At 37.2% G+C, this 26,709-nt stretch carries 25 protein-coding genes and 1 other RNA gene; 16 read left to right on the top strand and 10 right to left on the bottom strand.

Translation table 11 applies throughout. The annotated features are described in order from the left end of the window. Positions 1-74 precede the first annotated feature (74 nt). From ESU54_RS16695 to ESU54_RS16680, 4 genes are all read right to left on the bottom strand, one after another. Positions 75-842, bottom strand: coding sequence for a dienelactone hydrolase family protein (locus ESU54_RS16695; protein ID WP_111845682.1), 768 nt, complete (start codon positions 840-842; stop codon positions 75-77). Positions 843-853: 11 nt separating this feature from the next. After that, positions 854-3,334: a DUF5686 and carboxypeptidase regulatory-like domain-containing protein gene (locus tag ESU54_RS16690; protein WP_111845711.1), complete on the bottom strand. Its 2,481-nt coding sequence runs from the start codon at positions 3,332-3,334 to the stop codon at positions 854-856. Between the two features lie 77 nt (positions 3,335-3,411). Beyond that, positions 3,412-3,876, bottom strand: a complete 465-nt coding sequence (smpB, locus tag ESU54_RS16685; RefSeq protein WP_111845683.1) for an SsrA-binding protein SmpB — start codon at positions 3,874-3,876, stop codon at positions 3,412-3,414. 67 nt (positions 3,877-3,943) lie between these two features. Further along, complete coding sequence (locus tag ESU54_RS16680) at positions 3,944-4,498, bottom strand: SixA phosphatase family protein (RefSeq protein ID WP_111845712.1); 555 nt, start codon at positions 4,496-4,498, stop codon at positions 3,944-3,946. A 156-nt stretch (positions 4,499-4,654) separates the two neighbouring features. Here ESU54_RS16680 and ESU54_RS16675 point away from each other — a divergent pair, with 156 nt between their 5' ends. The 4 genes from ESU54_RS16675 (at position 4,655) to ESU54_RS16660 (ending at position 8,060) form a co-directional block, all read left to right on the top strand. Further along, complete coding sequence (locus tag ESU54_RS16675) at positions 4,655-4,840, top strand: CsbD family protein (RefSeq protein WP_111845684.1); 186 nt, start codon at positions 4,655-4,657, stop codon at positions 4,838-4,840. 174 nt (positions 4,841-5,014) lie between these two features. After that, positions 5,015-5,800: a T9SS type A sorting domain-containing protein gene (locus ESU54_RS16670; protein ID WP_146848152.1), complete on the top strand. Its 786-nt coding sequence runs from the start codon at positions 5,015-5,017 to the stop codon at positions 5,798-5,800. Positions 5,801-6,695: 895 nt separating this feature from the next. Beyond that, on the top strand, positions 6,696-7,337 hold the full coding sequence (locus ESU54_RS16665; protein WP_111845688.1) for an alpha/beta hydrolase: 642 nt from the start codon (positions 6,696-6,698) through the stop codon (positions 7,335-7,337). A gap of 138 nt (positions 7,338-7,475) precedes the next feature. After that, complete coding sequence (locus ESU54_RS16660; RefSeq protein ID WP_111845690.1) at positions 7,476-8,060, top strand: aspartyl/asparaginyl beta-hydroxylase domain-containing protein; 585 nt, start codon at positions 7,476-7,478, stop codon at positions 8,058-8,060. Between the two features lie 111 nt (positions 8,061-8,171). Here ESU54_RS16660 and clpB read toward each other — a convergent pair whose 3' ends face one another. Further along, a complete protein-coding gene (gene clpB / locus ESU54_RS16655) occupies positions 8,172-10,772 on the bottom strand; it encodes an ATP-dependent chaperone ClpB (protein WP_111845691.1) in 2,601 nt (866 codons plus the stop codon). A gap of 226 nt (positions 10,773-10,998) precedes the next feature. Here clpB and ytxJ point away from each other — a divergent pair, with 226 nt between their 5' ends. Then, entirely contained in the window at positions 10,999-11,391 is a 393-nt protein-coding gene (ytxJ, locus tag ESU54_RS16650) for a bacillithiol system redox-active protein YtxJ (RefSeq protein ID WP_111845692.1), read from the top strand. A gap of 3 nt (positions 11,392-11,394) precedes the next feature. Here the strand turns inward: ytxJ and ESU54_RS16645 are convergent, their stop codons facing one another. Together ESU54_RS16645 and fahA are read right to left on the bottom strand one after the other, a co-directional pair. After that, the gene (locus ESU54_RS16645) at positions 11,395-12,576 is read right to left on the bottom strand and encodes a hypothetical protein (protein WP_111845693.1); all 1,182 of its coding nucleotides are present in this window, start codon (positions 12,574-12,576) and stop codon (positions 11,395-11,397) included. Positions 12,577-12,770: 194 nt separating this feature from the next. Continuing rightward, a complete protein-coding gene (gene fahA, locus ESU54_RS16640; RefSeq protein WP_111845694.1) occupies positions 12,771-14,051 on the bottom strand; it encodes a fumarylacetoacetase in 1,281 nt (426 codons plus the stop codon). A gap of 283 nt (positions 14,052-14,334) precedes the next feature. On the opposite strand from fahA, the gene glyA reads away from it, so the two are divergent. From glyA to ESU54_RS16600, 8 genes are all read left to right on the top strand, one after another. Next, positions 14,335-15,609, top strand: a complete 1,275-nt coding sequence (gene glyA, locus ESU54_RS16635; RefSeq protein WP_111845695.1) for a serine hydroxymethyltransferase — start codon at positions 14,335-14,337, stop codon at positions 15,607-15,609. A 134-nt stretch (positions 15,610-15,743) separates the two neighbouring features. Then, entirely contained in the window at positions 15,744-17,006 is a 1,263-nt protein-coding gene (locus ESU54_RS16630; RefSeq protein WP_146744044.1) for a hypothetical protein, read from the top strand. 126 nt (positions 17,007-17,132) lie between these two features. After that, complete coding sequence (locus tag ESU54_RS16625; protein ID WP_146848151.1) at positions 17,133-18,395, top strand: membrane lipoprotein lipid attachment site-containing protein; 1,263 nt, start codon at positions 17,133-17,135, stop codon at positions 18,393-18,395. Between the two features lie 114 nt (positions 18,396-18,509). Then, complete coding sequence (locus ESU54_RS16620; RefSeq protein WP_111845698.1) at positions 18,510-19,010, top strand: GNAT family N-acetyltransferase; 501 nt, start codon at positions 18,510-18,512, stop codon at positions 19,008-19,010. A gap of 21 nt (positions 19,011-19,031) precedes the next feature. Continuing rightward, entirely contained in the window at positions 19,032-19,727 is a 696-nt protein-coding gene (locus ESU54_RS16615) for an alpha/beta fold hydrolase (RefSeq protein ID WP_160113305.1), read from the top strand. 14 nt (positions 19,728-19,741) lie between these two features. Beyond that, complete coding sequence (locus ESU54_RS16610) at positions 19,742-20,221, top strand: nucleoside deaminase (RefSeq protein WP_111845700.1); 480 nt, start codon at positions 19,742-19,744, stop codon at positions 20,219-20,221. Between the two features lie 10 nt (positions 20,222-20,231). After that, positions 20,232-20,480 (top strand): hypothetical protein, encoded by a 249-nt coding sequence (locus tag ESU54_RS16605; protein ID WP_146744045.1) that lies wholly within the window; start codon positions 20,232-20,234, stop codon positions 20,478-20,480. 33 nt (positions 20,481-20,513) lie between these two features. Further along, a complete protein-coding gene (locus ESU54_RS16600) occupies positions 20,514-20,738 on the top strand; it encodes a lipocalin-like domain-containing protein (protein ID WP_111845702.1) in 225 nt (74 codons plus the stop codon). A gap of 71 nt (positions 20,739-20,809) precedes the next feature. Here the strand turns inward: ESU54_RS16600 and ESU54_RS16595 are convergent, their stop codons facing one another. From ESU54_RS16595 to ESU54_RS16585, 3 genes are all read right to left on the bottom strand, one after another. Then, positions 20,810-22,324 carry a right-handed parallel beta-helix repeat-containing protein gene (locus ESU54_RS16595; RefSeq protein WP_111845703.1) on the bottom strand — a complete coding sequence of 505 codons (1,515 nt, stop codon included), beginning with the start codon at positions 22,322-22,324 and terminating at the stop codon, positions 20,810-20,812. A 124-nt stretch (positions 22,325-22,448) separates the two neighbouring features. Next, positions 22,449-23,525, bottom strand: coding sequence for a carboxypeptidase-like regulatory domain-containing protein (locus ESU54_RS16590; RefSeq protein WP_111845704.1), 1,077 nt, complete (start codon positions 23,523-23,525; stop codon positions 22,449-22,451). A 135-nt stretch (positions 23,526-23,660) separates the two neighbouring features. Beyond that, positions 23,661-24,707, bottom strand: coding sequence for a glutaminyl-peptide cyclotransferase (locus ESU54_RS16585; protein ID WP_111845705.1), 1,047 nt, complete (start codon positions 24,705-24,707; stop codon positions 23,661-23,663). An 86-nt stretch (positions 24,708-24,793) separates the two neighbouring features. Between ESU54_RS16585 and ffs the strand changes: the two genes are divergently transcribed. From ffs to ESU54_RS18290, 3 genes are all read left to right on the top strand, one after another. After that, positions 24,794-24,891, top strand: an RNA gene (gene ffs, locus ESU54_RS16580) — signal recognition particle sRNA small type. 181 nt (positions 24,892-25,072) lie between these two features. Further along, positions 25,073-25,879 carry an SDR family oxidoreductase gene (locus ESU54_RS16575; protein WP_111845713.1) on the top strand — a complete coding sequence of 269 codons (807 nt, stop codon included), beginning with the start codon at positions 25,073-25,075 and terminating at the stop codon, positions 25,877-25,879. 484 nt (positions 25,880-26,363) lie between these two features. Further along, complete coding sequence (locus tag ESU54_RS18290; RefSeq protein ID WP_111845707.1) at positions 26,364-26,591, top strand: helix-turn-helix domain-containing protein; 228 nt, start codon at positions 26,364-26,366, stop codon at positions 26,589-26,591. Positions 26,592-26,709: the final 118 nt, after the last annotated feature.

Raw genomic sequence — 26,709 nt, 5'->3', positions numbered from 1 at the left:
ACTACAATAGGGCTTTTGTTTCCTTTGATAAAGAGTTGATTACCTATAAACTCAGCTTGGTTAAATTTCATCCCTCAATTTAAGAATTTAATCAATTCCTCAATAGACTCCTTTGCGGCTTCTTCGTCATATTTCAAAAGGTAATGTTTTTTGCTGATGAAGGGTATGTATCTGTAATATTTCCCCTTTTTCAAGCTTTCTACATCATAACCGTGATAGGCATCATCGTAAACTTGAATGGTCGCGTTTTCAGCAACCATATATTTCAAAATATCATCAACTTTCACGATTCTGTCTTTTCCGCCGGTCATTACAAGTACTGGAACTTTTGGTTTAAGTGGTATTTCATAACCATTTGCTGGATAGAAAAGTGCGATAGATTTTATATATAGATTCTTGAGTTCTTTTGCGTCATTGGCAAGTGGAATTAAACCCAGCCCAGCACGTGACCAACCTACAATACTTCCGTCTGAATTAGGGTCAATTTTTCCAGTCTGTTTTGCCCATTTTAAGGCTTCTTCCAGCGTCCATAGAATTTGGGCAGGCTCTTCTTCGTCAACGTCTCTTTTGGAAGCTTTATAAGCAGCAACGTTATCTACCAGCAAAACCGAAATGCCTTCAGCGTTCAATTTTTTTGCAACATCATAATAATGCGTTGTGTCTTTAAAAATTCGCAAACCACCGGTTCCAGGAAGGAAGACCGTCCATTTTGAGGCATCGTAATCTTTTGCTTTTTGAAAGTGGAAAAAGTCTGCCATCTTCGCGTCTTTTGGCACTTTCTGCATTGGGATGCAGCTTGTGAAGAGCGAGAATACAAGTAATAATTTCAGTATAATTTTCATGTTTTTTTTAATTAAAGTCCTAAAAGATCCAAAAACTTAAGCCCGAAAATAAAGGCGCCATCGCTGCCGCCGTTGTAATAAGATCTCACGTAATCTACCCGAAGCAATCTAAATTTTCCGAAGCCAAGGTTGTCTATACCTACGGAAAATTCGGAATATGGTTTTCTTTCTTCGGTACTTAAAAAATGAGCGCCCGATACTAAGTTGAGGTTCAGCTGATTGATTCCGGGAATTTTCCCTAAAATCCATCCACGGAAATCGTGTTCCAAGTGCCCTTCAAAATAACTCTTGTTGGTACTGAACTCATAATAAGGCATCAAGTTAAAAACATTGGTGTAGTTTGGCGAAGTGCCTACCCGCGTCTGATTTCCGTTAAAATGTTTGTAATCTATAAATGAAATACCATCCCCGTTTGCAAAGGTTCCGCCTTTTAGGTTGTAATAAAATTGACCTTTATTCCCTAGAGAGATAGATTGGTTCAAACTAGCTTCAAACTGGGTGTAATCATATTGGCTTTCAGTGATTGCGGTGCCATTTTCTACAGAAAGGTTTAACTCAGGGTATTTGTTGTCGCCAATATTAAATTTCATATCTGGGTTCGAAAAATACTTTTGTGCGAAGTTGATGCGCGTCCGAATTTTGCTTTTTACAATATTATGCTCGGCAATTGCGGCATGGTTGAAATCGTTTGGCGCCAAAGGGTTATTGCTCGTATAGCTAACATCCTCAAAAGGAATCATAACGTAATCGGTATTGTTGAATAACGGCTTTCGGTTTTCATAGGCTACGGCTGCATACAGATGGAGGCCATTAAAAACTTCTTGACTATAACCGATTCGCCCGAAATTAAGCTCATAGAGCTTCATATAATTCCGTTCAAAGAAAAGTGTCGCAAATGTATTTATCAAGGGCGAAATAGGCTCCGTATCGTTAAACTGGGCTACTGTGCTTCCTCCGGAAAGAGAGAGACGCAGTTTGTCCTTCCAATTGAAATTCCGAAGAATATCTGCCGTAAACCGAAGTCTATCTTCCGAAATGCCGTAATCTGCCCGAACGGCTGCCGAAAGGGTGTTGGTTTGATTATCGTCATACCATTTGTTGAACTTTAGCCCAGCCTTGCTGTTCCATCCCTGCACGGTGTTGAAATTGATGCTTCGCAACGGACCTTCATAACCCACAGACCATTTTTCAAAAGAATTTTTATAAGTATAACCTGCTAGCAAACTCATAAGTCCAGGTTTATTGGATTTTGCATCGATAGAATCTAAATAAGGTTTGGAATGTCTCAAAAGCTGAATACTGTCTTTTTTAATATAATCCTTCAGCTCTTCGTTTGTTAAGGGCACAGGGCGACTGCCTTTCCAGAAGAGGCTGTCCTTTTTGTTAGCTTCGGGTTTAAAGGAAAGCACTTCGTTTGTAAACGTTTTTTTGTTGAATTCCGGTTTGAAATCATAATTGCTGTAAACGGCAATAAAACGTCCGTCGCCCTTCATTCCTAAAAACCCGAAGCCGAAATCGACGGTCTGTGAAAGTTTTACCCAAAAATCGTTTTTGGTGTCGTGTTTGTAATTCTGCTTTACCGTTAAATTGCTTACAAAAGGCACTTGAATGGCCGCGCCAGTAGTAGAAAGCTCTACCCCGTAAAGTTGCCAATCGTCCTCCACAATATAAAGGTAGCCTTGCCAAACCCTATCATTCGGGCGTTTTGGGATTACCTTAATTTTATTGATGAGTTTGGGCCCTTCGTAAAAAACACCGTCTAGTTTATAGTTGTAATAACTCAATGCATTATTAGCAATGGGCGAAACCAGCGCGGCATTTAGTTCGACGGTATTTTCATAAAACGAAATATTTGCATTCTGCGCACTGTTGAAACTGAAACCATTATCGTTGCCGCTCACTTTGCTGGCAATTATTTTTTCGGTGAATTTATCTGGTTTTTGGTATGCTATTTCTGAAATAGTTTCCGAAAGATAAATGATGCCAGTACGCGTAGAATCTAACATTCCGTCAAAATCGCCCACTTCTTGCCCCATTATTTTTTCGGGAACATCCTTTACTTTCCAGAGTCCTCGTGAATAGAAATCTGCGGTGTATTCGCTTAGTTTATCGAGATTTTCCTTTCGCTGTGCAATGGTTTTGCGGATGATGCGATAGGCGGGATCTTCAGAGGTGTTTAAAACCACTTCATCAAGACTGGTGGTTTCTTCTTCTAGGGAAACATTCAGAATATATGGAAACGAATTGGGTGTAACTGTTTTGGTAGTTGTTTTGTACCCCAAAAATTGAAAAATGATTTTGTATTCGCTTTTATTTGAAGCATTCAAGGAATAATTTCCATCGTCGTTTGTGGTGGTTCCTAGGTAACTATTCTGAAGATAAATATTTACGTATGGCAGGGGCTGTCCATTGATATCAGTTACTTTTCCGACTATTTGGGCTTGAAGCAAATACGTTGAAAAGAGTAGGAAAACGAAGAGTGATTTTTTCATAAAAAGGAACAATGGCTACTTTGGTTATTTACGAACCAAAATACCAAAAGGATGTGTGCCTGTAAAATTTTTATGAATTAATTATTAAAAGCCTTCTTAATCCTGCTAAGTTGCTTTTTAGAATCGCGGTCCTTGATTACTTCCCGTTTGTCGTATTCTTTTTTACCGCGACAAAGGGCGATGTCAATTTTCGCAAGGCCTTTGTCATTGGTAAATAGTACTAAAGGGATAATGGTGAGGCCGCTGTTTTTCACTTCTTTTTCCAGCTTTTTCAACTCGCTGCGGTTTAAGAGGAGTTTGCGTTCGCTCTTTGGGGCGTGGCTGAAGTGGGTGGCGTGGCTGTATTCCTGCACGGTCATGTTTATAACGAAAAGCTCGCTGTTGCTGAACTCGCAAAAACTTTCGGCAATAGAAGCCTTACCCTCACGGATGGCTTTTATTTCGGTACCGCGCAGCACGATGCCTGCTGTGAAAGTATCGAGGATTTCGTACTCAAACTTAGCTTTGCGGTTTTTTATTTTTACGTTTTTCTGGATTGCCATAGAGGCAAAAATAGAATAATTAGTATTGAGTATGGAGAAATTAGCACAGAGATTTAATCAATAAGCGTTACTTTACTGTGATGGTCTCTACTTTTTTGTCGTTGCCGTTTATAGTTACTTTAAAAAGGGTAGCATTATCGCTGTCGTCCATATCCTTATACTTTTCCTCGCCAATAAGTTGGTTAACCAAATGCGGTGTAGTGTTACTGTGGCCCGCAATAAGCACTGTTTTGCCGTTGGTTTCTTTTAAAAATTCTTCAGAATAGATGGTGTTTGGGTCGTAACGTTTAGGCGAAACCTGTTTTTGTTGTGCAATAAAAGATATGGTCTGCTTGGTGCGGATATATTTGGTTATGTAAATTTCATCAATCTTAATAGGTTCAAAATAGGTAGCCCAACGTTTGGCACGCATCAAACCGTCTATGTTTAGGGTAGGGTCTTGGTCTTTGGGGTCTGTACGCACCTTTTCGGCGTGGCGAATTAGGTAATAAGTAGCGCTATAATGGGCTGTAGGTGCTTCTTTTACTGTTTCAGCAGTTTTGCTTTCTTCGTCCTTTTCTTTTTGTTGACCACAAAAGGTGAAAAATGGCAATAGTGTTAGTAAAATGATGATATGTTTCATAGTTCTTCTTTTTAAATAACAGTTTTTAAGAATCATTAGCAAAGTTATAACTAAATCTGTTTAACCTTTAGTATTTCATTATTATAAATGGAAGGATTGCTGTTGTAATTTTATAATACGAAAACGAAAAATTAATTTAACTTAAAACAAAAAGCTATGAACGAAGATCAGTTTAAAGGAAAATGGAAACAAGTAAAAGGTAAATTCAAACAAGAATATGCAGACCTTACCGATGATGACCTGATGTACGCTGAAGGTAAATCTGACGAATTACTTGGTCGCCTTCAAGAGAAAACGGGTCAAACCAAAGAGAAATTGAAGGAACAGATTGACAAGTGGTAGTTTTCTCTAAACTTTAAGTACCACTTTATTTGAAGCCTGGCCCCTCAAAATTTCAGCTATTAAAATTTTGAGGGGTCTTTTTTTTAAAAAAGTGTAATTTCTTTAAGGATAACAGCCTTCTTATAAGGCAAATACATAACTTCGCATAATTCAACCTTAAAACTTTAAACTATTATGAAAAAAATTACATTAATTCTTTTACTATTTACCGTTTTCGCAAATGCGCAGGTAAATAACTACAACGTTGGCGATGTAGTAGATGATTTTACCGTAACCGATACGGAAGGAAACGAGTATAACCTGTATACGCTTACTGCTGAGGGAAAATATGTTTGGCTCGATTTCTTTTTTGTGGATTGTGTTCCTTGCCAAGGATCTGCGCCTATTTTTAATGAGTTTTTTGATAAGTATGGTTGTAACCAAGGTGACGTATTTGCTATTTCCATTAATAATGGAAATGACAATGATGCTCGTGTTAGAGGGTATGAAGAAGAATTTGGAGGTCCATTTAACCATGCGCCTGCAGTAAGTAATGAAGGTGGCGGCCCAGAAGTTGACACTAATTTTGGGGTTAACGCATATCCTACTTTTTGCTTGATAGGCCCAGGAAATGTTTTGCTGAACAAAGACATTTGGCCACTAAGCGGAATAGAAACCTTTGAGAACACTTTTCCACAAGGTTTTGAGCCACCTGCAATGCAATGTACTGTTGGTATTGAAGAAGCAACTGCTTTTGATTTCAGCATCTATCCAACAGTTTCTAAAGGTAATGTAAGCATCAGTCTGCCAAGTAGCGTGGAGTCTTCCGTAGCGATATTCAACACACTTGGACAACAAGTTTTTCAGAACAACTATTCAGATAAAAACATAAACTTAAACCTTCAACTTGCACCAGGCGTTTATATGGTGAAGGTTACTTCAGATGAAAATTCAATTACCAAAAGAATTATCATTGAGTAAATAAGGCAAATTATAAACGATTAATTGAAAAACCTGAAACAAAGCCCAGTTGCTTTGTTTCAGGTTTTTTGTTTTTAAATGAAAACGGAATCTTTTTGGGCGGTTGGAGCTGTTGATGGGGGTGATGGGGAAGTGATGGAGGATTTGTATTATATTTGAAGTGAAACAATATAACCATATATAAGGAATAAATGCAACTGTTGCATTTATCCGCATGTTACCCAACATTTGAACAAAATGAATACAAAGAAAATTATAGTAATTCATTTAGCTGTATTTATACTTTTGACATTACTCTTATTTTTCTCATCCGAATTTTTCATTAACGAATTTGCGGAGGGATTTCACGACATTAAATTGTGGATAGGATTAATATATTACGGAACAATTGGAATTCTATTTTTGACAATTATTTCTTGTCTGATATTTCTAAAACAAAGGAAAATAATTGGACTGATAATAATAACTGTAAATTTATTCTGGACTTGGTTTAGTCTTGACCTTCTGTTCAGATACCATTTCACAGAATTTCATCCGACTTTTTATATTCCAAATTGGATTTTAATAATGAATTCCATATTTGCGATTGTCGGAATTGTAATAGGATTTAAACTAATAAATAAGAAGATAACCGTAAAAAGAGCTTTATTGACTGACTTTACTCTGATTTTAATCGAACTGATAATCCAACAAAGCTGAATAAAAAAACGTTGGGTAACAACGGCTATAGTCATTGCGGCGGAATTTTCTGCCGAAAATTGCTGGCGCCAGTTCGCTTTGCTCGTGTCTCGCCGTTTTGCTATCTTTCGGCTACAGCGGAAAAGTCCTTCGGACATTTTCCGCAACGAAACCATAGCCTAAACGTTATGCGTCAGCTAAAAACAAAAATCATAAAATGAAAAAATTTTTCTTATTTGCGCTTATAATATTCATTCAAATTAGTTGTAAATCAAATTTCAGCGAAACAAATAGTAGAAAACAAATTTTTTACATTCACGGTCGAATAATTGAACAACAAGGGAAAAATGCTTTTAGTGAGGAGTTTGGTATTTATGAATTAGACAGCATTATTTCCGCTTTAAAATTTGAAAAATCCAAGGTTTATTATGAAATCCGAAAAGAAAATGTTGAACCAAGAGCGTATGCCATTAAGATTTCAAAACAAATAGATAGCCTTATACATGTAGGCATAAAACCGACGAATATAACGGTTATTGGAGCATCAAAAGGTGCAATAATTGCCTCGAATATTTCTGACTTAAATCTAAATCCAATTAATTATGTGTTTCTTGCTGGAAACAACGAATATCAAGAAACGAATAATAATTGGAAATTTCACGGACAAGTATTATGCATTTACGAATTGTCGGATAGTATTGCGGGAAAAAATTATGATTACTGGAAAAACTCTGAAAATTATACCACGAAATTTGAACAATTGGAATTGAAAACAAATTTAGGTCACGGATTTTTATACAAACCATTAGACGTTTGGATTAAACCAACCAAAAAATGGATATTAAAACAAAGTTTATAAAGAAAAGAATAAAGCCGAACGCGCAACAAAAAACTGAGGTAAAACAACTAATTTCTTCCCCTCGCTACCGCACGTTTGCAATGCATAGCCACCCAAACAAAAAGTTAATCCAAAAATGGCAAATCAAATCACTAAACAATGATACAGAACGACGAATCTAAAACTCAAAACAAAGACCGTATTAAATTGCCTTTAACATTTGATGCTGCCAAAATGCTTGCGGAAGTTGAAGCCTTAAATCTAGGAGGTTTTGAATATTACGATGTAATCTCGCTACGGGCGCCTGCACATATTGTGGATACTTCGTTACCTTTTCCGCCACCAGCAGCAGATTATGCAGATGGTTCTTGGACAGACTGGCTTGACACCCCTTTTCTAGAAAATAGCCCGTACCTAACGAATGTTGTTGACACCTTTAGAAAAAATACGGAGGTCACTTTGGTGAGATTGCTTCGCCTTGCTCCAGGATCAATAGTAAAAGAGCATACAGATCCTACACTTGCTATAGAGGTGCATAAGTCTGTTTTGCGCCTTACCATTCCAATCCTTATTAACGATAAAGTTAAGTTCCTGTTGAATAAAACTCCAGTGCCCATGCAGCCTGGTGAATGTTGGTATTTAAGACTTACTGATCCTCATGAAGTGACTAATCTAGGAGAAACACAACGTATTAACTTAACCATAGATATGATACCCAACGAATGGGTTCGGAAAATGCTTTAGCGTGGTCGTTTTTTTTAGGGTGAAATAACAGCTTCTAATAGATCATCTTCCATATCAAAAAACCCCCAAGCAAACGCTTGGGGGTTTATCTTTAAATATAAAGCCTACAGCCTATTCAACTAAACTCTCTTGGTTTCTAAACACCAGTGCATCATTAAAACTATCTAAAAGTATAATACTATCCGTAGTTATTTTTCCGCCCAGTATTTCTTTTGAAAGCTCGTTTAGCACTTCGCGTTGTATTACCCTTTTCACGGGTCTTGCACCGTATTGTGGGTCGTAGCCTTTTTTGGCGAGGTATGCAATGGCTTCTGGGGTAGCATCCAAAACAATATTCTGTTTCAACAACATTTTGGAAACGCTTTTCAGTTGCAGTCCCACAATTTTGAGGATGTCTGCTTTTGAAAGTGGGGCAAACATAATAATATCGTCTATACGGTTCAAAAACTCGGGGCGCACGGTTTGCTTTAAGAGTGCAAGCACTTCTATTTTAGCACCTTCCATTGCGGTTTCAGGGTCTTTTACGGTATCAAAACGCTCCTGGATTATCTCGCTTCCCATATTACTGGTCATAATAATAATGGTATTTTTGAAATCTGCAACCCGCCCTTTGTTATCCGTCAAGCGGCCTTCGTCCAAAACCTGTAAAAGAATGTTGAAGGTGTCTGGATGTGCTTTTTCAATTTCGTCCAGTAAAACCACACTATATGGTTTGCGGCGTACAGCTTCGGTGAGTTGCCCGCCTTCTTCATAACCCACATATCCCGGAGGTGCGCCCACCAAACGGCTTACGCTGTGGCGTTCTTGGTATTCGCTCATATCAATACGTGTCATTGCGCTTTCATCATCAAACAAGTATTCCGCCAAAGCTTTTGCAAGTTCGGTTTTACCTACACCGGTGGTTCCTAGGAAAAGGAAGCTACCAATAGGTTTTTTTTCATCCTGTAAGCCCGCGCGACTACGGCGAATAGCGTCACTCACAGCAATAATTGCCTCATCCTGTCCAACCACACGTTTGTGAAGGTGGTCTTCCAAGGTCAACAGTTTTTCACGGTCACTCTGAAGCATTTTGGTAACGGGAATTCCGGTCCATTTTGCAACCACTTCGGCAATATCTTCCCGAGTTACCTCTTCTTTAATCATAGAAGTACCTTCGTCGTTTTCGGCTAATTGGGTTTCCAGCTCGCTTAAAGCAGCTTGGGCATCTTTTATTTTTCCGTAACGAAGCTCCGCAACCTTCCCAAAATCGCCATCGCGTTCAGCACGTTCGGCTTCTAGTTTAAAATCCTCAATCTGGGTTTTTAGGTTTTGCACATTGTCCACCACCTCTTTTTCGCTCTGCCATCTAGCGTTCAGCTCATTGCGCTCTTCCTTTAAATTGGCAAGATCTGCGTGAAGCGACTTTAGTTTCGTTTCGTCTTTTTCTCGTTTTATGGCTTCAATTTCAATCTCGAGTTGCATAACTTTTCTGTCCAAAACATCCAGTTCTTCTGGCTTGGAATTGATTTCCATTCTAAGCTTACTTGCAGCTTCGTCCATCAAGTCAATAGCTTTATCGGGAAGAAAACGGTTTGTAATATACCTTTCTGAAAGTTCCACGGCAGCAATAATCGCTTCGTCTTTGATTCGAACTTTGTGGTGGGTTTCATATTTCTCCTTAATACCCCGAAGAATTGAGATAGCGCTTTCGGTATCTGGTTCATCAACCATCACTTTTTGGAAACGACGTTCCAGCGCTTTGTCTTTTTCGAAATATTTTTGGTATTCATCTAAAGTGGTTGCGCCAATTGCACGCAATTCGCCACGGGCAAGTGCTGGTTTCAAGATGTTTGCGGCGTCCATTGCGCCATTGCCGCCACCAGCACCCACAAGCGTGTGTATTTCGTCAATGAAAAGAACGATATCCCCCTCGCTGGAAGTAACTTCTTTAATAACCGCTTTTAGTCGCTCTTCAAATTCACCTTTGTATTTGGCTCCGGCAATCAGTGCGCCCATATCTAAGGAATAGATTTCTTTAGTGCGTAAATTTTCAGGTACATCACCATCAACTATTCTATGTGCCAAACCTTCTGCGATTGCGGTTTTACCCGTTCCAGGTTCACCGACCAGCATCGGGTTGTTTTTGGTTCTTCGCGTAAGGATTTGAAGAATCCTTCTAATTTCCTCATCACGTCCAATCACAGGATCCAATTTGCCATCACGAGCAAGTTGGTTGAGGTTTTTAGCGTATTTATTTAAGGAGTTATAAGTTTCCTCAGCGCTTTGTGAGGTTACGTTTTCACCACCGCGTAGTTCTTGTATAGCGGCTTTCATTCCTTTTTCGGTTACACCTTGGTCTTTTAGACTTTGTGCTATTGCGCTTTTGGAACTCAGAATTGCCAATAGAAGATGTTCTATGGAAACATATTCATCACCCATCTTTTTGGCAATATTGCTGGCCTCAAGCACCGTTTTGTTTGCTTCACGCGAAAGCATAATATCACCTCCAGAAACCTTTGGGAAGCTTTCCAATTGCTTGTCCAGAATTTGTTTCAGGGTAACGAGGTTTACGTTAAGTTTCTTTAGGATAAAAGGAATTACATTTTCATCCACCTCAAAAATAGCTTTGAGTATATGTTCGTTTTCAATTTGCTGGTGACCAAAGCCCTGTGCAATTTGCTGCGCTTGCTGTATGGCCTCTTGGCTTTTAATGGTAAAGTTGTTAAAGTTCATATATAAAATAGTTTTTTTAAAATTATCCCTTCGTCTCCAATCAGGAAACTGATAGTCATTGATGGTAGTCGAAATGCAAATACAAAGCCAAGTTAAAATTAAGACAAAATGTCCGCTAAAAGCTTAGTTTTAACAGACATTATGACTGCTTTAACACAGAGCTTTTTTATAGTTTCTTTTAGAAAATCTGCTATTATAACATGTAGCTTTGTAAAAAAAATAAACCATGGGATTATTTGATATATTTAAGACACCAAAAGACATAGTAAAAGAAGAAATAGTGGAAGTGCCGTGGCACATTTTGGCTCGCATGGAGCAAATGGATGAAATTGTGGAACAATCCAAAACAAAACCAGTGGCTATTTTTAAACATTCCACCCGCTGTGGAATAAGTCGCGGAGTTATGAAGTTGTTAGAGAGAAATTACAATTTAACGGACGAACAACTAAAGCTTTATTATTTAGACCTAATTCAAAACCGCGATATTTCAAACGAAATTGCAGCGCGCTTTAAAGTGCCTCACGAAAGCCCACAAATGATTGTAATCAAGGATGGGATAGTAGTTCACAACGATTCGCATCATTCCATTGAGGCTTCACATTTGGAGAGATTTATATAAAATTTAGAAGGAATTATCCCGCAAGATTTCTTTAAACCTTTCTTTAATATCCTGCCCAGCGTCAAAAACCATTTGTTCGTTGTTTGGGAATGGTAAAAAATAATTACTCAAAAGTCTTCGGTCTTCAGCAGTTAGCGCGCGCTCATCGCCGCGATATTTTGCAAAGCTATTTTCAAAAATAAATTCCGAAGAAAGTGGAAAACTGTTTAGTTGCCTTCTTTTGTTCAAATCTTTATAAACCACGGTGCCGCCTACGAACACACTTTTTTGTTGGGTAGTAATGGTAATAACTGCCGAAACATCAATAAATCTGTCAATTTTAATTGGGTTGCCAAGGCTGTCGCGTACAATATTTCCGGCACGATCGCGCCTGTAATCATAACCGTCTTTTACGCGTTGAGTTCTTGTATATTGTCTATCTGAAACACGTTCTGGTGAAATTTGAATGGTTTGAAAATTTAAATCAATTCCCAAATCATAATTAATTCCATTCTCCCGTTGTCCGTGATACTCCGTCCAGAAATCATCCAAACCATAGGTGTTGAAATTCAACAAATCCTGCTCAAGTCGGTATGGTATGAACTGTCCTGTGTGATTGTTCAAGGTAACAAAAACAAAATCGGTTCCTCGGAAATGTGCATCTTCCCTAAGTTGAGATACATCGCGATAATTTGGCTGCACTTCATCTAATTCACACAATACATTGAAAGCGCTTCTGAAATCCTTCTTGGTGTTGCGCTGCATATAAACGAGAGCCTCTTGATACAATGACTTTACATAAGCGTCTTTTGAAGCGACCAAATCACTGGAATAATCTGAAAACACGAAGTTTGCTTTTCTGCCCATTTCATTGCTGTAAAGCGGAAGCAAGGGACGAATTAAATCTTGTCGTGCCTGCAGATCGAGGTAAGTATAGTAAATTTCTTTGGCGCCGGCTGGACTGTTTTCTTTTTTCAGAAAAGCGATGTGGCGGGTATCTTCGTCTTTGGCCTTTAAGAATGCTTCTTCCAATACTCTAATATGCGGATCGTATTCTTTTGCGCCTTTATCTTTTTGAAGTTTTTTGGTGGCAAGCTCAATTGCTTGATTATAATCACCTTGGGCAATGAACTTTTGAGAGCGCTTCACGCTATTGCAAGAAATGCTGAAAAGAGCCGCAAATAGTAGTATGTAAAAAGCCTTCATAAAGAATGGTTTTGGTTATGAATGCTAAATTACAATAGTAGTGCCAATTTTTGTTGAAATAGTTAAAGGGAAAAAATAAACCACGAACACAAAAATATTTTTTTATAATAATTCGTGTATTCGTGGTAATTTAGAAATTCGCTTATCGCTTATCGCTTATCGCTTATCGCTTATCGCTTATCGCTTATCGCTACTTATTGTTTTATTGCCGGTAGCAATTTAGTGCGGCATTCGCCGAAACCAATTCGCACATTATCGTTTTTACAAAAACCTTTCAAAATAACAGTATCGTTGTCGTTTATGAATTTACGCTCAGATCCATCCGAAAGTTTTATCGGTTTTTCGCCACGCCAAGTAAGTTCTAGCATAGATCCGTAAGAATCTGGTGTTGGGCCTGAAATGGTTCCACTTCCCATCATATCGCCACTGTTTACATTACAGCCATTGATAGTATGATGCGCCAATTGTTGGCTCATATTCCAATACATGTATTTAAAGTTTGAAGAAGAAACTTTTGTTTCGGTTCCATTTTCTGGAGTAATGTATACTTCAAGATTTATATCGTAGCTTTTCTTTCCTTTATACTGAAGATAGGGCAGTTGCTCCATTTCGGGTTTTGGACCTTCTACTTTAAAGGGTTGCAAAGCATCCAAGGTAACAATCCACGGTGAAATGGAAGAAGCAAAGTTTTTAGCCAAGAAGGGGCCCAGCGGCACATATTCCCACTTCTGAATATCACGGGCGCTCCAATCGTTGAAAAGTACCAATCCGAAAATATAATCATCAGCTTCGTTTACAGGTATGGGTTCGCCTAAAACGTTTGCATCCGTAGTGATAAATGCCATTTCAAGCTCAAAATCTACCAATTTTGAAGGGCCAAAAACGGGCTCCGTTGCGCCGTCAGGCATGGTTTGTCCCCAAGGTCTTCTCGCATTGATTCCGCTTGGGATAATAGAAGAACTTCTTCCGTGGTAACCCACTGGAATGTGAAGCCAGTTGGGCATCAAAGCGTTTTCCTTTCCACGGAACATGGTTCCCACATTCGTGGCGTGTTCCTTACTGGAATAAAAATCTGTATAATCGCCCACTTGTACAGGAAGTTGCATTTCCACTTCATCCAACGTGAAAAGGATGTGCTGTCTATGATCTTTATTATCGCGAAGTTTAGGGTTTTCTTTATCGAAAATATCTGCGATTCGGTTTCTTACGAGTCGCCATGTTTTTCTTCCATCACTTATAAAATCGTTCAAAGTATCTTGAAGAAATATATCATCTGTTAATTCAATTCCTTTAAAATAACCCAATTGATGCAGGCCACCAAGATCTATGACGTAATCACCAATACGGGTTCCGATAGTTATAATATCATCGCGCGTTAAAAACACGCCGAATGGTATGTTTTGTATTGGAAAATCTGTATCTGGTTTGGTATCTAGCCAGGTTTTGCGTGTGGGGTCGTTTGCGGTTATGGGCATTTTTAATATTCTTTTGTAGTTGTAAATAAAACTAAGTAAAAAAAATTCAAAAGATTAAAAATCAAAGAATTAATTCACTTTTGTTTTTTGGTTACAAGCTGTGTTTTGTTAGTAAAATTCTTCATCAAATATATATATTTCATGATAGTTACCGAATGGATTTGTTATTTTTGGTTTTAATTAACTTTTGAAGGAGTTTATGGCTTCGGACTAACATTTCCAAAGTCTATAATTAAAAAAAATTGAACTCTAAATACCAATTTCCAAACAATAAAATTTTACTATGCAACGAGACGAACAAATTTTTGAACTAATAGAGGCCGAAAAACAACGCCAACTTAACGGTCTGGAGCTTATTGCTTCAGAAAATTTTGTAAGCGACCAAGTGATGGAAGCCGCAGGTTCCGTTTTAACAAATAAATACGCCGAAGGCTATCCTGGCAAACGCTATTACGGTGGTTGCGAAGTGGTGGATGAAGTAGAACAAATAGCCATTGACCGCGCAAAAGCTCTGTTCGGAGCAGAATATGCAAACGTACAGCCCCATAGTGGTTCGCAAGCAAACACTGCGGTGTTTGCAGCTTGTTTAAATCCAGGTGATACATATTTAGGGTTTGACCTTTCTCATGGTGGACATTTAACCCATGGCTCGCCAGTAAATTTTTCTGGAAGACTTTACAATCCTGTTTTTTATGGAGTGGACAAGGAAACCGGACGTATTGATTATGATAAAGTAGAAGAAATAGCCATCAAGGAAAAACCGAAAATGATTATTGCCGGCGCTTCAGCATATTCTCGAGAGATAGATTATAAGCGTTTCCGTGAAATTGCCGATAAAGTTGGCGCGCTACTTTTTGCAGATATTGCACACCCAGCCGGCTTGATTGCCAAAGGAATTATGGGTGACCCCTTGCCGCACTGCCACGTTGTTACCACTACAACACACAAAACCCTTCGCGGGCCTCGTGGCGGAATGATTTTGATGGGAAAAGATTTTGACAATCCTTTCGGTCAAAAATTGAAGAATGGAAACCTTAAGAAAATGAGCAGCCTTTTGGACAGTGCTATTTTTCCCGGAAACCAAGGTGGTCCTTTAGAACACATTATTGCCGCAAAAGCAATAGCTTTTGGAGAAGCTTTGACGGACGATTTCCTTCATTATATGGTACAAGTAAAGAAAAATGCATCAGTAATGGCTCAGAAGTTTGTAGAAAAAGGCTACGATATTATTTCTGGTGGAACCGATAATCATATGATGTTAATTGATCTTCGCAATAAAAACATTTCAGGAAAAGAAGCTGAAGAAGCATTAGGCAAAGCTGATATAACTGTAAACAAAAATATGGTTCCTTTTGACGACAAATCGCCTTTCGTTACCAGTGGAATCCGTATTGGGACTGCGGCTGTTACTACCCGTGGTTTGGTTGAAAAAGATATGGGAAAGATCGTCGATTTAATTGATGAGGTAATTATGAACCGTGAAGATGAAGCAAAACTAGAAAGCATTGCTGAAAAAGTAAACGAAATGATGTCTGGGTTGCCGTTATTTAAAAATTAGAAAAAATAGTATTTCAAATATTTAAAACCTTCAGCCTGTACACTGAAGGTTTTTTTATTTTTCAACGCAACTTTTTCAAAGTTTTCAGACTATTGAGTATAGCGTAAATGTTAACTTCTTTTAAAACCGTTATTATGAAAAAAATATTCTTGCTTTTTGTTATTACTACATTATTCTTTAGCTGTTCAAAGGATGCAGATGATACGCCTTCTGAACTGCAGGACTTTACGGTTATCTTAAACGTTGATCCTAATTATCGTTTCAGTCAATATCATATAGGCACACACGCCTTCTTGAGTGATGAAAATGGAACAATTTTGGACAGTGGTGAATTAATTATGGGAGAAACAACAACTTTAAGTTTTTCTGGAAACCCTTCCATGTATTATGATTTGAGCTATATGCGTTATGATAATGTTATTCCTCTTAATTTTGAAACATATTCGCTGGTTACCTATACAAATATAGAGCAGGGAACATACAATCTTGGCCCAAGTCCTGTACTTGAAAATACCGATGATGAAATTTATATCTACCTTACTAACACTGGTTACCCCTGCGAGGTTGTTGTTTCACCAGCTGGTCGTGGAACATTCGGTCCTGAAAATGGAGGATATTATAATTGGCAGGCAAATTTGGAGGGTTCGCCCACAAGTGATTTCTATATGGCGTTCAAAAGCCCAAATGATCCATTAAACCGCTACCTATGGTTGGAAGATGTAGCTGAAGGCTCTGTTTTTAATATTGATTATAACACCTTGCCAGAAATCCAAAATGTTGTGAATACCCAAATTCCATCAAATGATTATTCCTATTTTTCAGTAGCAGGGTTAAAAAATGATGATGTCAATAATATCCATCATACCATCGCTTTGGGAAATTTTGCAGGCGGTAACTCTTCGCTTTCAACTTCCGCACCATCAAATGTTTTTGATACTTACTTATTTAATGTTTATTTCAGTAATGGTAATACAGGCTATTCTAAACAATTGCTCACTACTACTATTCCAGAGTTAATCAATACTCCTGTGTTAGACTTTACAGTTAATAATCCATCTGCTCAGAATTTTAATATGAGTATAACCGGAGAAGCAACTATATATGGTGTAACATATAGAGGAGGAAATACTGATGAATCAGTGCTTGTCTCTCACAGTATTTATGGTAAAGTCGCTCCAGAGGTTTCCTTTTCAAAAGAAAATTTGCGAAAAAATATTCAGCAAAGTTATCCAGATATAGTAGGATTTGAAACTTTGCCGTTAGGTTCCGTTTCTTTAACTTATAACAGTCTATTAAACTCTTATGAAGAGGTTTTAAATTATTACATAGCGAGAAAACAATATAAAATTTCAGAGATTAATGGTTTTCTTGATATAATTTCTAAACAATTCGATTAAAACAATTTGTTTAATTTTTTGCAGAATCCTTCAGTTCACCGCTGAAGGTTTTTTGTTTTTCCACGCAACCTTTTTATATTTTTTAGACTATAGATTATAGTACCTCACTTATAAAACATTTTTATTATGAAAAAAATATTCTTATTTATCGTTTTTGCTGCATTATTAACAAGCTGTTCAAAAGATGCAGATGATAGAGATTCTGGATTGCAAGATTTTACAGTTATATTAAATATTGACACTAATCATAATTTTGGTAGATTTAATGTAAGTACGCGTGCTTTCCTGAGTGATGAAAATGGAACAATATTAGATAGTGATGATTTAAAAATTGGGCAATCTACAACCTTAAGTTTTTCAGGAGATCCTTCCATGCATTACGATTTGAGCTATATGGTATATAATAATATTACCGATCTTGGTATAAAATCATATTCGCTTGTTACTTTTACAAACATAGAAGCGGGAACATACAATATTGGCCCAAGTCTTTCAATTGAAAACTCGCAAGAAGAGATTAGTCTAAAATTGGACAATACGGGCTATCCGTTCGAGGTTATATCTAGCCTTTCTTGGCAGGGAGGCGGCGGCCCAGAAAATGGCGGCTATTTTAATTTCAGTTCAAATTTAGCAGTTTCACCAACAAGTGATTTTTATGCTTCTTTCAAAAGCCCAAATGATCAGTTTGATAGGTATTACTGGGGAGAATCTATATCTGAAGGTTCTGTTTTTAATATTGATTATACCACGCTACCCGAAATTACGAACATCGTAAATACGCAAATTCCATCAAACAATTTTTCCTACTTTTCAGTAGAAGGACTTAAAAATAATGATGTAAATGATATTCATCATTCCATCGCTTATGGAAATTTTGCAGGAGGCAATACATCGCTTTCAACTTCTGTACCGTCTAATATTTTTGATAATTACATATTTAACGTCCATTACTATACTAATTATATAGGGTATTCTAAACAAATGCTCACGACCACTATTCCAGAGGAAATAAATACTCCCACATTAGACTTTACAGTTAATAACCCGTCTCCACAGAATTTTAATATGAGTACAACTGGAGAAGCAACTGTATATACTGTAACATTTAGAGCAGAAAATATTGATGAAACGGTATTTTTAGGACAAAGTATTTATGGTGAAGTTACTCCCGAAATTTCTTTTTCAAAGGAAAACTTGCGGATGAATATTCAGCAAACCTATCAAGATTTATCGGGGTTTGAAACATTGTCGTTAGGGTCGGCTGCTTTATTTTATTACAGTTTAACAAACTCCTATAAAGATATTTTGAAATATGAAATAGAAGGAAAACGTTACGAAATTCCAGCGGTAAATGGTTTTATCGACGGATTTTCTAAACAATTCGATTAGCATAAGTTTGTTGGAATATTGATTGAACCTTCAGCTAAAAGTTGAAGGTTTTTTTATTTTGAACAGTTTCAAAAGAAGTGTATTAATTATCTTTGGTTCTTTAGAATTTTTAAAATGCAGAATATAGAAACCCAAAGACTGGAATTAAGGGAATACACATTACGAGATGCTCCCTTTATTTATAAGTTAATGAATAGCGAGGGCTGGCTCAAAAACATAGGCGACAGAAATATCAAAACAATTGAAGATGCTGAAGCCTATATGCAGAAAAACTATTTGAGCAGTTATGAAAAACACGGGTTTGGGCCCTTTCTTGTTTCAATTAAAGAAACGGGTGAGCCCATTGGTTCTTCGGGCTTATATAAACGAAACAATTTGGAGTATCCCGATGTGGGTTTTGCTTTTTTGTCTGAATTTGCCAATCAAGGCTATGCTTACGAATCTACACAAGCTGTAATGAATTACGCTTCTGAAAAATTGAAACTAAAAACAATAGTAGGCATTACATTACCTGATAATTTAGCATCTATTAAACTTTTAAAAAAACTGGGACTTGCTGAAACTGGAACCTATAAATATGAAGATGGAGAAGAACTTTTGTTGTTTTCAAACTAATTATCTTTAAAATCTATTCTAGTGAAAAACCCTATTTTACTTCTTCATGGCGCTTTAGGAAGCAAGGAACAATTAGTTCCTTTGCAGGAAAGACTTTCCTCTGAACGGGAAGTAATTATCATGAATTTTGAAGGCCATGGAAAATCAAAGAGCGAAACTAATTTTTCAATAGAACTCTTTACTCAAAATGTAGTTGATTTTTTAAAGGAAAAGAAAATTTCAAAAGTTGATATTTTTGGATATAGTATGGGCGGTTATGTAGCTTTAAATCTAACTTTGAAGCATCCTAATTTGGTTGAGAAAATAATGACCTTAGGAACTAAATTTGACTGGACGCCAACGTTTGCAGAAAAGGAAGTAAAAATGCTCAACCCCGATACCATTCAAATGAAAGTCCCTGTATTTGCAGAGCGATTGAAGCAACTGCACGGAACTGAAAATTGGAAAAATGTAGTTTTAAAAACTGCGCAAATGATGCGGGATTTAGGGGAGAATCCAATTTTCAAAGAAGAGGATTTTCAAAAAATAAATACTCCAACGCTTATATGCTTAGGCGAATTGGATACAATGTCCACGCAAGTTGAATCAAAAAATGTATCAAACTGGTTGCAAAATGGTCAATTTCTAGAAATTAAAAATTTAAAACACCCGATTGAAATTGCTCCGGTAGATAACATTGTTTCTATCATATATAATTTCTTAATTAAAGAAACCTAAAATAAATTTATTGAATGATTACCGAAAAAGACAAACAATTTATAAAACGCGCCATCGAACTGTCAGAGAAAGGAATGGACTCAAATGCTGGAGGACCTTTTGGCGCAGTGATAGTTAAAAATGACGAAATAATTGCTGAAGGCTTCAACCAAGTAACTTCAAGCAATGACCCAACGGCTCATGCTGAGGTTGTAGCCATTAGAAAAGCTTGTGAAAAACTAAACTCTTTCCAGCTTGATGATTGCATTATTTACACTTCCTGTGAACCTTGCCCTATGTGTTTGGGGGCTATTTATTGGGCGCGTCCAAAAGCGGTTTATTATGCCTGCACTAAAGAGGATGCAGCAGAAATTGGTTTCGATGACCATTTTATTTACGATGAAATCGATAAAAAAATTGAAAATAGAAATGTTAAATTCATAAACCTGGATAGGGAAGAAGGCCGAAAAGTTTTTAAAAAGTGGGAAGCGAAGGAGGGAAGGGTTGATTACTAAATTTGAAAATTTGAAAATCAAGGAAAATTTGAAAATTATTGTTTCCATTGGGATTTTAGCATTTGCTTTTTCCTGTAGCAACGATAAACTAACCAATCCAACAATCACAGGTCTTTGGAAACTGGAAATTATGAAAGTGCGAGACACTACCACAAACACTTGGAGCGATTACAAAGGAGGAATGGACGGCTATTTGCTTTATGATGGAACTGGTCACGTAGCGCTTCATTTATATGAAAAAGGCTATGAAAAAGCTTGAATTGAATTTCCAAACTTCAACGATTCCATTCCTTTGGAAGCCTTGAAGCATATTACTAAATCTTACTATTATATGGGCAATTACAAAGTTTCTGAAAAGGATAGCATTGTTTCGCATTTCAAACTTTCACACTCAAACCCTTCTGAATTTGGATTGACTGCTGAAAGAAGGTTTTACTTCAGTGGCGATACTTTGGTAATGCAACCTGTAGAGCGTAAAAATTCCAAACTGAAACTGAAATGGTTGAAGGGTGAATAAGGTCCTTTAAATATTCACAATAAAAAACCCGTCACAATGGACGGGTTTTTCAATGCAGTTTTTTTTTATATCTAAAATTCGATGCTCTCGTATGCACCAGCATCGGGCTGATTACTTCTATCGAATCCGTTTAAATCTTTTAAAGGAAGTACTCCTGGTTTTCCGATGCCGTCCGCTCCTGAAGTTCCTGATTCAATATTAAAATTATTCAATTCGGTATCTTGAAAAAATGGGTCAAAATTAAATTTTGTTGCAGGATATAATGCTGGGTTTAAAAAATCATATAATGGATCATTCGCAAATTCCCCAGTTGGATCTTCAAAACGCATTAAACAATTCTCGAATTTAAAGTTGAAAGCTCCTTGAGGATCTTGGAATAATGAAAATTCACGGCGTTCGTTACCGTAGATAATGCAATTCGTAAAGTTGGCTTTAACCAGGTCTGACACTATGATTTCAATTTCAGTTTCCAAAACATTTTCAATGGATACCGTAGGGAATGATCGGAAACCACTGGTCCAATAATTGGCAAAAGTACAATGTCTAAATTCATAACTTCCACCCACTCGTATAGCTAAGGCAGATTGTCCACTGTTATTTATCACCATATTCTCGCCGTTAATTGTACTATTTATAGCAAACAAACCAATATTTGTACTGTTGTATATTTGAACATTTCTTAAAGTGAGCGGACTGCTTTCCATAAGAATACCATACGTACTATTTTTAATTGTGGTAAAATTAACTACATTGCTAACGCTGCCACTTCTTAGCCAAATTCCATACCATTGTCCGGGAGTATCAGAAAAGCTTGGCTCCAATCTATCGCCTTCAAAAATCACTTCGTTCTCCATCGCTTCTGGATCGGAGCTCTTCTCCCCCAATGATTTCAAGGTTCCGTTTTCTTCTACAATAATTCCACTGAAGTTGTGAAAATGTACACGAGCGCCTGCTTCTACAGTGAGTGTTTTATTGCTAGGGACGGCGGCGTATCCATAAATAACATAAGGTTTTTCATTGCTGAATGTAAGCTCGCTATCATCTAGGAAAAATCCTTTTACTAAAAATGGGTCCTCGTCGGTGCCAAGGTTCAGCATTTCAGTAGTTCCATCGGCATATTTTTCAGGAAAGAGGAAAACAGCATCTTTAACAAGCGTTACCAATTCTACTTTCTGCTCATTACCACCACTATCAAAAAGAAGTTGATCTGTGTAAAGAAATTCTTTTGGGTTGGTGGGCAGGTTATTAACATCGAAAGTGGTTTCAATAAAAATGAAAATACTATCCTTTGCAAGTATCTGTACATTTTCAAACACTTTTCCGGGCATTCCATCTACGTTCAAACGATAATTGGAAGCTTCGCCTTGTGCCAAGCGAACGGTAGGAATATTGATATCCTCATTGCTTCTATTGTAAACCTTCAGGTTATAGGTGCTAGAACCAATGTTTGAAAAAACCGTGTCCAAATAAACCGTGTCTTTTGAAAACTCAAGACTTCCAGTGCTGGCAACAGTTTCAAAGTCGTTGCGGCAGGAACTCCACATTACAAGGCAACACAATATGCCCAATCCGTATAAATACCTCATTCAAGTATAATTTTGGTAAAAATATAACTTTTTATGAAGGTTATTATTGTATTGTAAAGAAGTTTTCAGCAACCAGTTGCAATAGGCAGTCTTCGCGACACTGCCTATTGCAATTGACTATTGTTTATTTATTTCTACGTTCTGCTTTTTTTCTTTCTCTTTTTATTTTTTCAAACGCACGGGTGTTTTCATTGGCTTGCTTTACTTTTTCTCGCCAAGCTTCATCTTTTGGTGGTTGGTAATCTTCAGTTCCTTCCCAAGATATGCCACCAACAACCATTTCACCTAAATAAACACCATCATGTTCAAGGGCTACATTTATTTTATTTGAAATATTTGAAACTGTTATTTCTGTATGATTATAGCCCACATAACTAAAAACCAAAACATCACCTGGCTTAGTTTCAATCGAGTAATTGCCGTCAAAATCGGTTTGGGTTCCGGAGGTAGTACCTTTGATGATTGCGTTTGCACCGGGAAGCGGTAATCCAGTTTCATCGAAAACAGTTCCATTTGTATAAATTGCAGCTGCTTTTTCAACGATACCCTTTTCTGGGTCAGCAGCAATTTTCCCAACAATAAAAGTTTGCGCACGAACTCCAGAATCCATAAAAACGTTTTCAATTGCATTTTTCCGCAAACGAATTAGCTGTGTTTCATAGCCTGCTTTTGTGAAAGTTAATATCTCTTTATCCAACGTATAGATTTCATATTCGCCCTTTTTATTGGTCCAAGTACGTGCTTCTGTTTCGTTGGAAAAGATTTCAACATTTTTCAAAGGATTTCCATTTTCATCTTTCACTATGCCTTGGGTGAAAACATGAAGCCTTAAATTATTAGTATTGCTGAAACGACCAATACCCATTGAAATCATCGGTTTTTCTGAAAGCGAATCAGTTGAAGATTTTGGGTTGTTTGAAAAAAGTGTCAGCGGAAGAAGCATTGACGCCGCGATAGGAGCGAAGCTTTGCCCGCTTTTGCGCTCTAGTTTCACTTCACGATTGAGTTGTGAATTTTTCAATTTTCCACAAGCATTTTTGTTTTTGGTAAGAAATTTTACCAATTCCTCATCGGTTTTTGAAGTAAAGTCGAAAACTTCTTTGGTGCAGACACTACAAAATTTCCCTTTTTCAGTGGCAGTCATTTTTGCCCAGTCTTCGTGGCAAGGCTCTGGAATACGGATTACGATTGATTTTTTCATAATTTGATGGTTTTAATGATTCAAAGAAATCAAATATCAAAGCATGAAAAAACCGCTTTTGAGTGAAGCGGTCGTTTCATTGAGGGAAAGAGATTGACAATTGTTAATTAACGATTGTTGACTTTTAAAGTTTAATTATTTTTGAATTATTTCAATCTTAAAAAGTTTGTCCCAGTTTTTTCCTGTTATATAAAGGATGTTGGGTTCGCCGTTATAAGCAATACCATTTAATACATCCAGCTCTGGGTGTTGGGTAACTTTGTCTTTTAAATCGGTTAAGTCAATCACGCCTTCTACCGCACCGTTTGAAGGGTCTATTATTGCGATGGAACCTTGTTGATAAACATTAGCGTAAATCTTTCCATCTACCCATTCCAATTCGTTTACACTATTGATTTTACTTGTATTTGTAAAAATCTCGATATAATCTTTTTCTGCAAGGGTGTTCGAATTCAACGTCCAGATCCTGTCTGTTCCATCACTTTTATAGATGTTGTTTTCCGTATCATGGCAAAGTCCCCAACCTTCTCTGCTTTGTCCATAAACAAAGGTTCCGGTTTGCTCCATCGTTTTTAGGTTATAAATAAAACCCGTGTTTTCACGATAAGTAAGTTGGTAAATTTTATTGTTGAGAATGGTAAGTCCTTCGCCAAAATATTGATTGGCCAAAGCTACTTTTTGTAATACTTCCCCAGTCTTGTAATCTGTTTTACGAAGCGATGATTCTTTATACTGCCCAGTGCTTTCATATAAAGTGTCGTTTTCAAACTCCAACCCTTGTGTGTAGGCTTCTATATCGTGCGGATAGGTTTCAAGAATTTTATAGGTGTAAAGTTTCGGTTTGATGGAAGAAAGAATAGTGATGGTTTTTGAAGCTTCATATTCCTCGCCATCACTGTAAATTTTGGCAATTAGAGCTTTCTCGCCAAGTTTTTTTCCCGAAAGGGAAATCTCATTGCCAGAAATTTCTATTCGGTCTTTGTTCAAAAAGTAAATGACGGAATCGGTTTCAATATTTTTTTTGTTGTTTAAAGAAACAGAAAGCACATCTTTGGTGGTGTAAGTCTTCTTTGGATTTTTAATTTCCAACGAAAAACTATCTTTTTTTTCTTCGGAATTACTTCCGCAGCTAGCCATCAAAAGCACTAAAAGTGTAGGAGCTAAAACGTTATAAAATTTCATAACACAAATTATTTTTCTGCAAGGTATTTATTAAAATTGAAATGTGAAAATACTTGCAAAAACTTGAAAAAGCCTTATCTTTGCAGCGGCAAGTCCTACACAACTAGCTCCTGTTGAATCCTCCAGGGCGGGAACGCAGCAAAGGTAAATGGTTGAGCAGTGTGATGTAGGTAGCTTGCCATTTTTTGTGCGCTAAACTTTCCTTTTTTTAAGAATCAAGAACCAAGACCGCTTTGCTGCAAGACGCAAGACTTCTTGGGTTTTTTATGCTTGTCTTGATTCTTGGCTCTTGTTTCTTGATTCTTTTTGAAAACTATTTGGAAAACACGCTGCATAACCGCACCTTTGCTTTTCAACAACTTTTTATGCCAAAAACAGTACTCATTACAGGCGGTTCTTCAGGAATTGGTAAAGCCATAGGCGAATATCTTTCCGGAAAAGGCTACCAAGTCTTTGGGACAAGCCGAAACCCTCAAAATATAACAGATTCTTTATTTCCCTTAATGAAAATGGACGTTAACGATACCGACTCAATAGCAGCTGCTATTGCTGAAGTATTAAGTAAGGTCGAAAAAATTGATGTGGTAATAAACAATGCAGGTATTGGAATTACTGGCCCTATTGAAGAAACTCCCGAAAGTGAAATAAAAAAAGCCTTCCAAACCAACTTTCACGGACCTATAAATGTGATTAAAGCCGTATTACCACAAATGCGCAAACAAGGTTTTGGGCATATTTTGAACATCACTTCAATCGCAGGTTATATGGGACTTCCATACCGCGGAATTTATTCCGCCAGCAAAGCCGCTTTAGAAATCACCATTGAAGCTATGCGCATGGAAACAATGCAATTCGGTGTAAAAATGACCAATGTTGCTCCAGGCGATTTTGCCACCAACATTGCCGCAGGACGCTATCATGCACCAGTTTTAGAAAATTCACCCTATAAAAAAGACTACGGAAACACCCTAAAAATGATGAACGAGCATGTGGATAATGGCGGTGACCCTATACAAATGGCTAAAGTTGTTCACCAAATCATTGAAAACAAAAACCCTAAAATTCATTATAAAGTGGGTGCGCCATTACAGAAATTCTCCATTGTACTGAAGCGTGTTTTGCCAGATAAGGTTTATGAACGTATGCTTTTGAAGCATTATGGGTTGAAGTAGAGAGGAAGTTATTTTATGAAACTATACCTAAAAATATTATTGACAATATCATATTTAGTAAGCTTAATTTATGCCCTCACCTTTTGGAGTGTCGATTTATTTCTTTGGATAACTAATAATCTAATTCCTTTTAAGTATCAAAACCTTCTAGTTTGCATACTGTATATAACAGCTTTAGCTTATTTAATTTTTAGAATATGGAAATTCAAAAACATTGATAAATGCACAAAAGGTAATTGGACCGTATTATTACTATTTGTGAATTTGGTTGCCATGCCCATTTATATATGGAGAAAGGATGATATTCTTGTTAAGAAAAATGGTAATACAAAGAACTAAGACTACTATTAGAACTAGCATTTTACTTCCCGTATTTCACATTCTCATCCCCGCAAACAACATTTTCCCTCCCAAAATTCACATTCTCCTCCCCGCAACTGATTAAGCCTAAAATAAGTTGCCTTTTTTCATCATTGAATTTAACATGAAAAAAGAGAATTTAAAACGCACTTTTTATTTGTCCTTAAAGCTTGATCTGATAAAGCAGATTGAACGCGGTGAATTACGGGTTTCCGAGATAAGCAAAATTTATGGACTAAGTCCTACTGCCATTTATAAGTGGCTTCAGAGGAACTCGGAATGGATATTGAAAAAAAGTCCAAACGGCTATCATAGAGGTTTTCCGGATGAACAAGTCGTCAAGTTGCCATAAGATGAACGATATATATGCAATGGCAGGAATAACAAAACAAGGTTTTTATGGCCGTTTATCGCGGGCCAAGGACCTATTTGAAAAGGAAGGTACGATCATTGAAATGGCCAGAGAGATT

Origin of the sequence: Aequorivita antarctica, assembly GCF_007997155.1 — a bacterium.
Classification (GTDB): Bacteria; Bacteroidota; Bacteroidia; order Flavobacteriales; family Flavobacteriaceae; genus Aequorivita; species Aequorivita antarctica.
The sequence above is the reverse complement of the archived record's forward strand: the minus strand, read 5'-3'. Positions and strand labels throughout refer to the sequence as shown.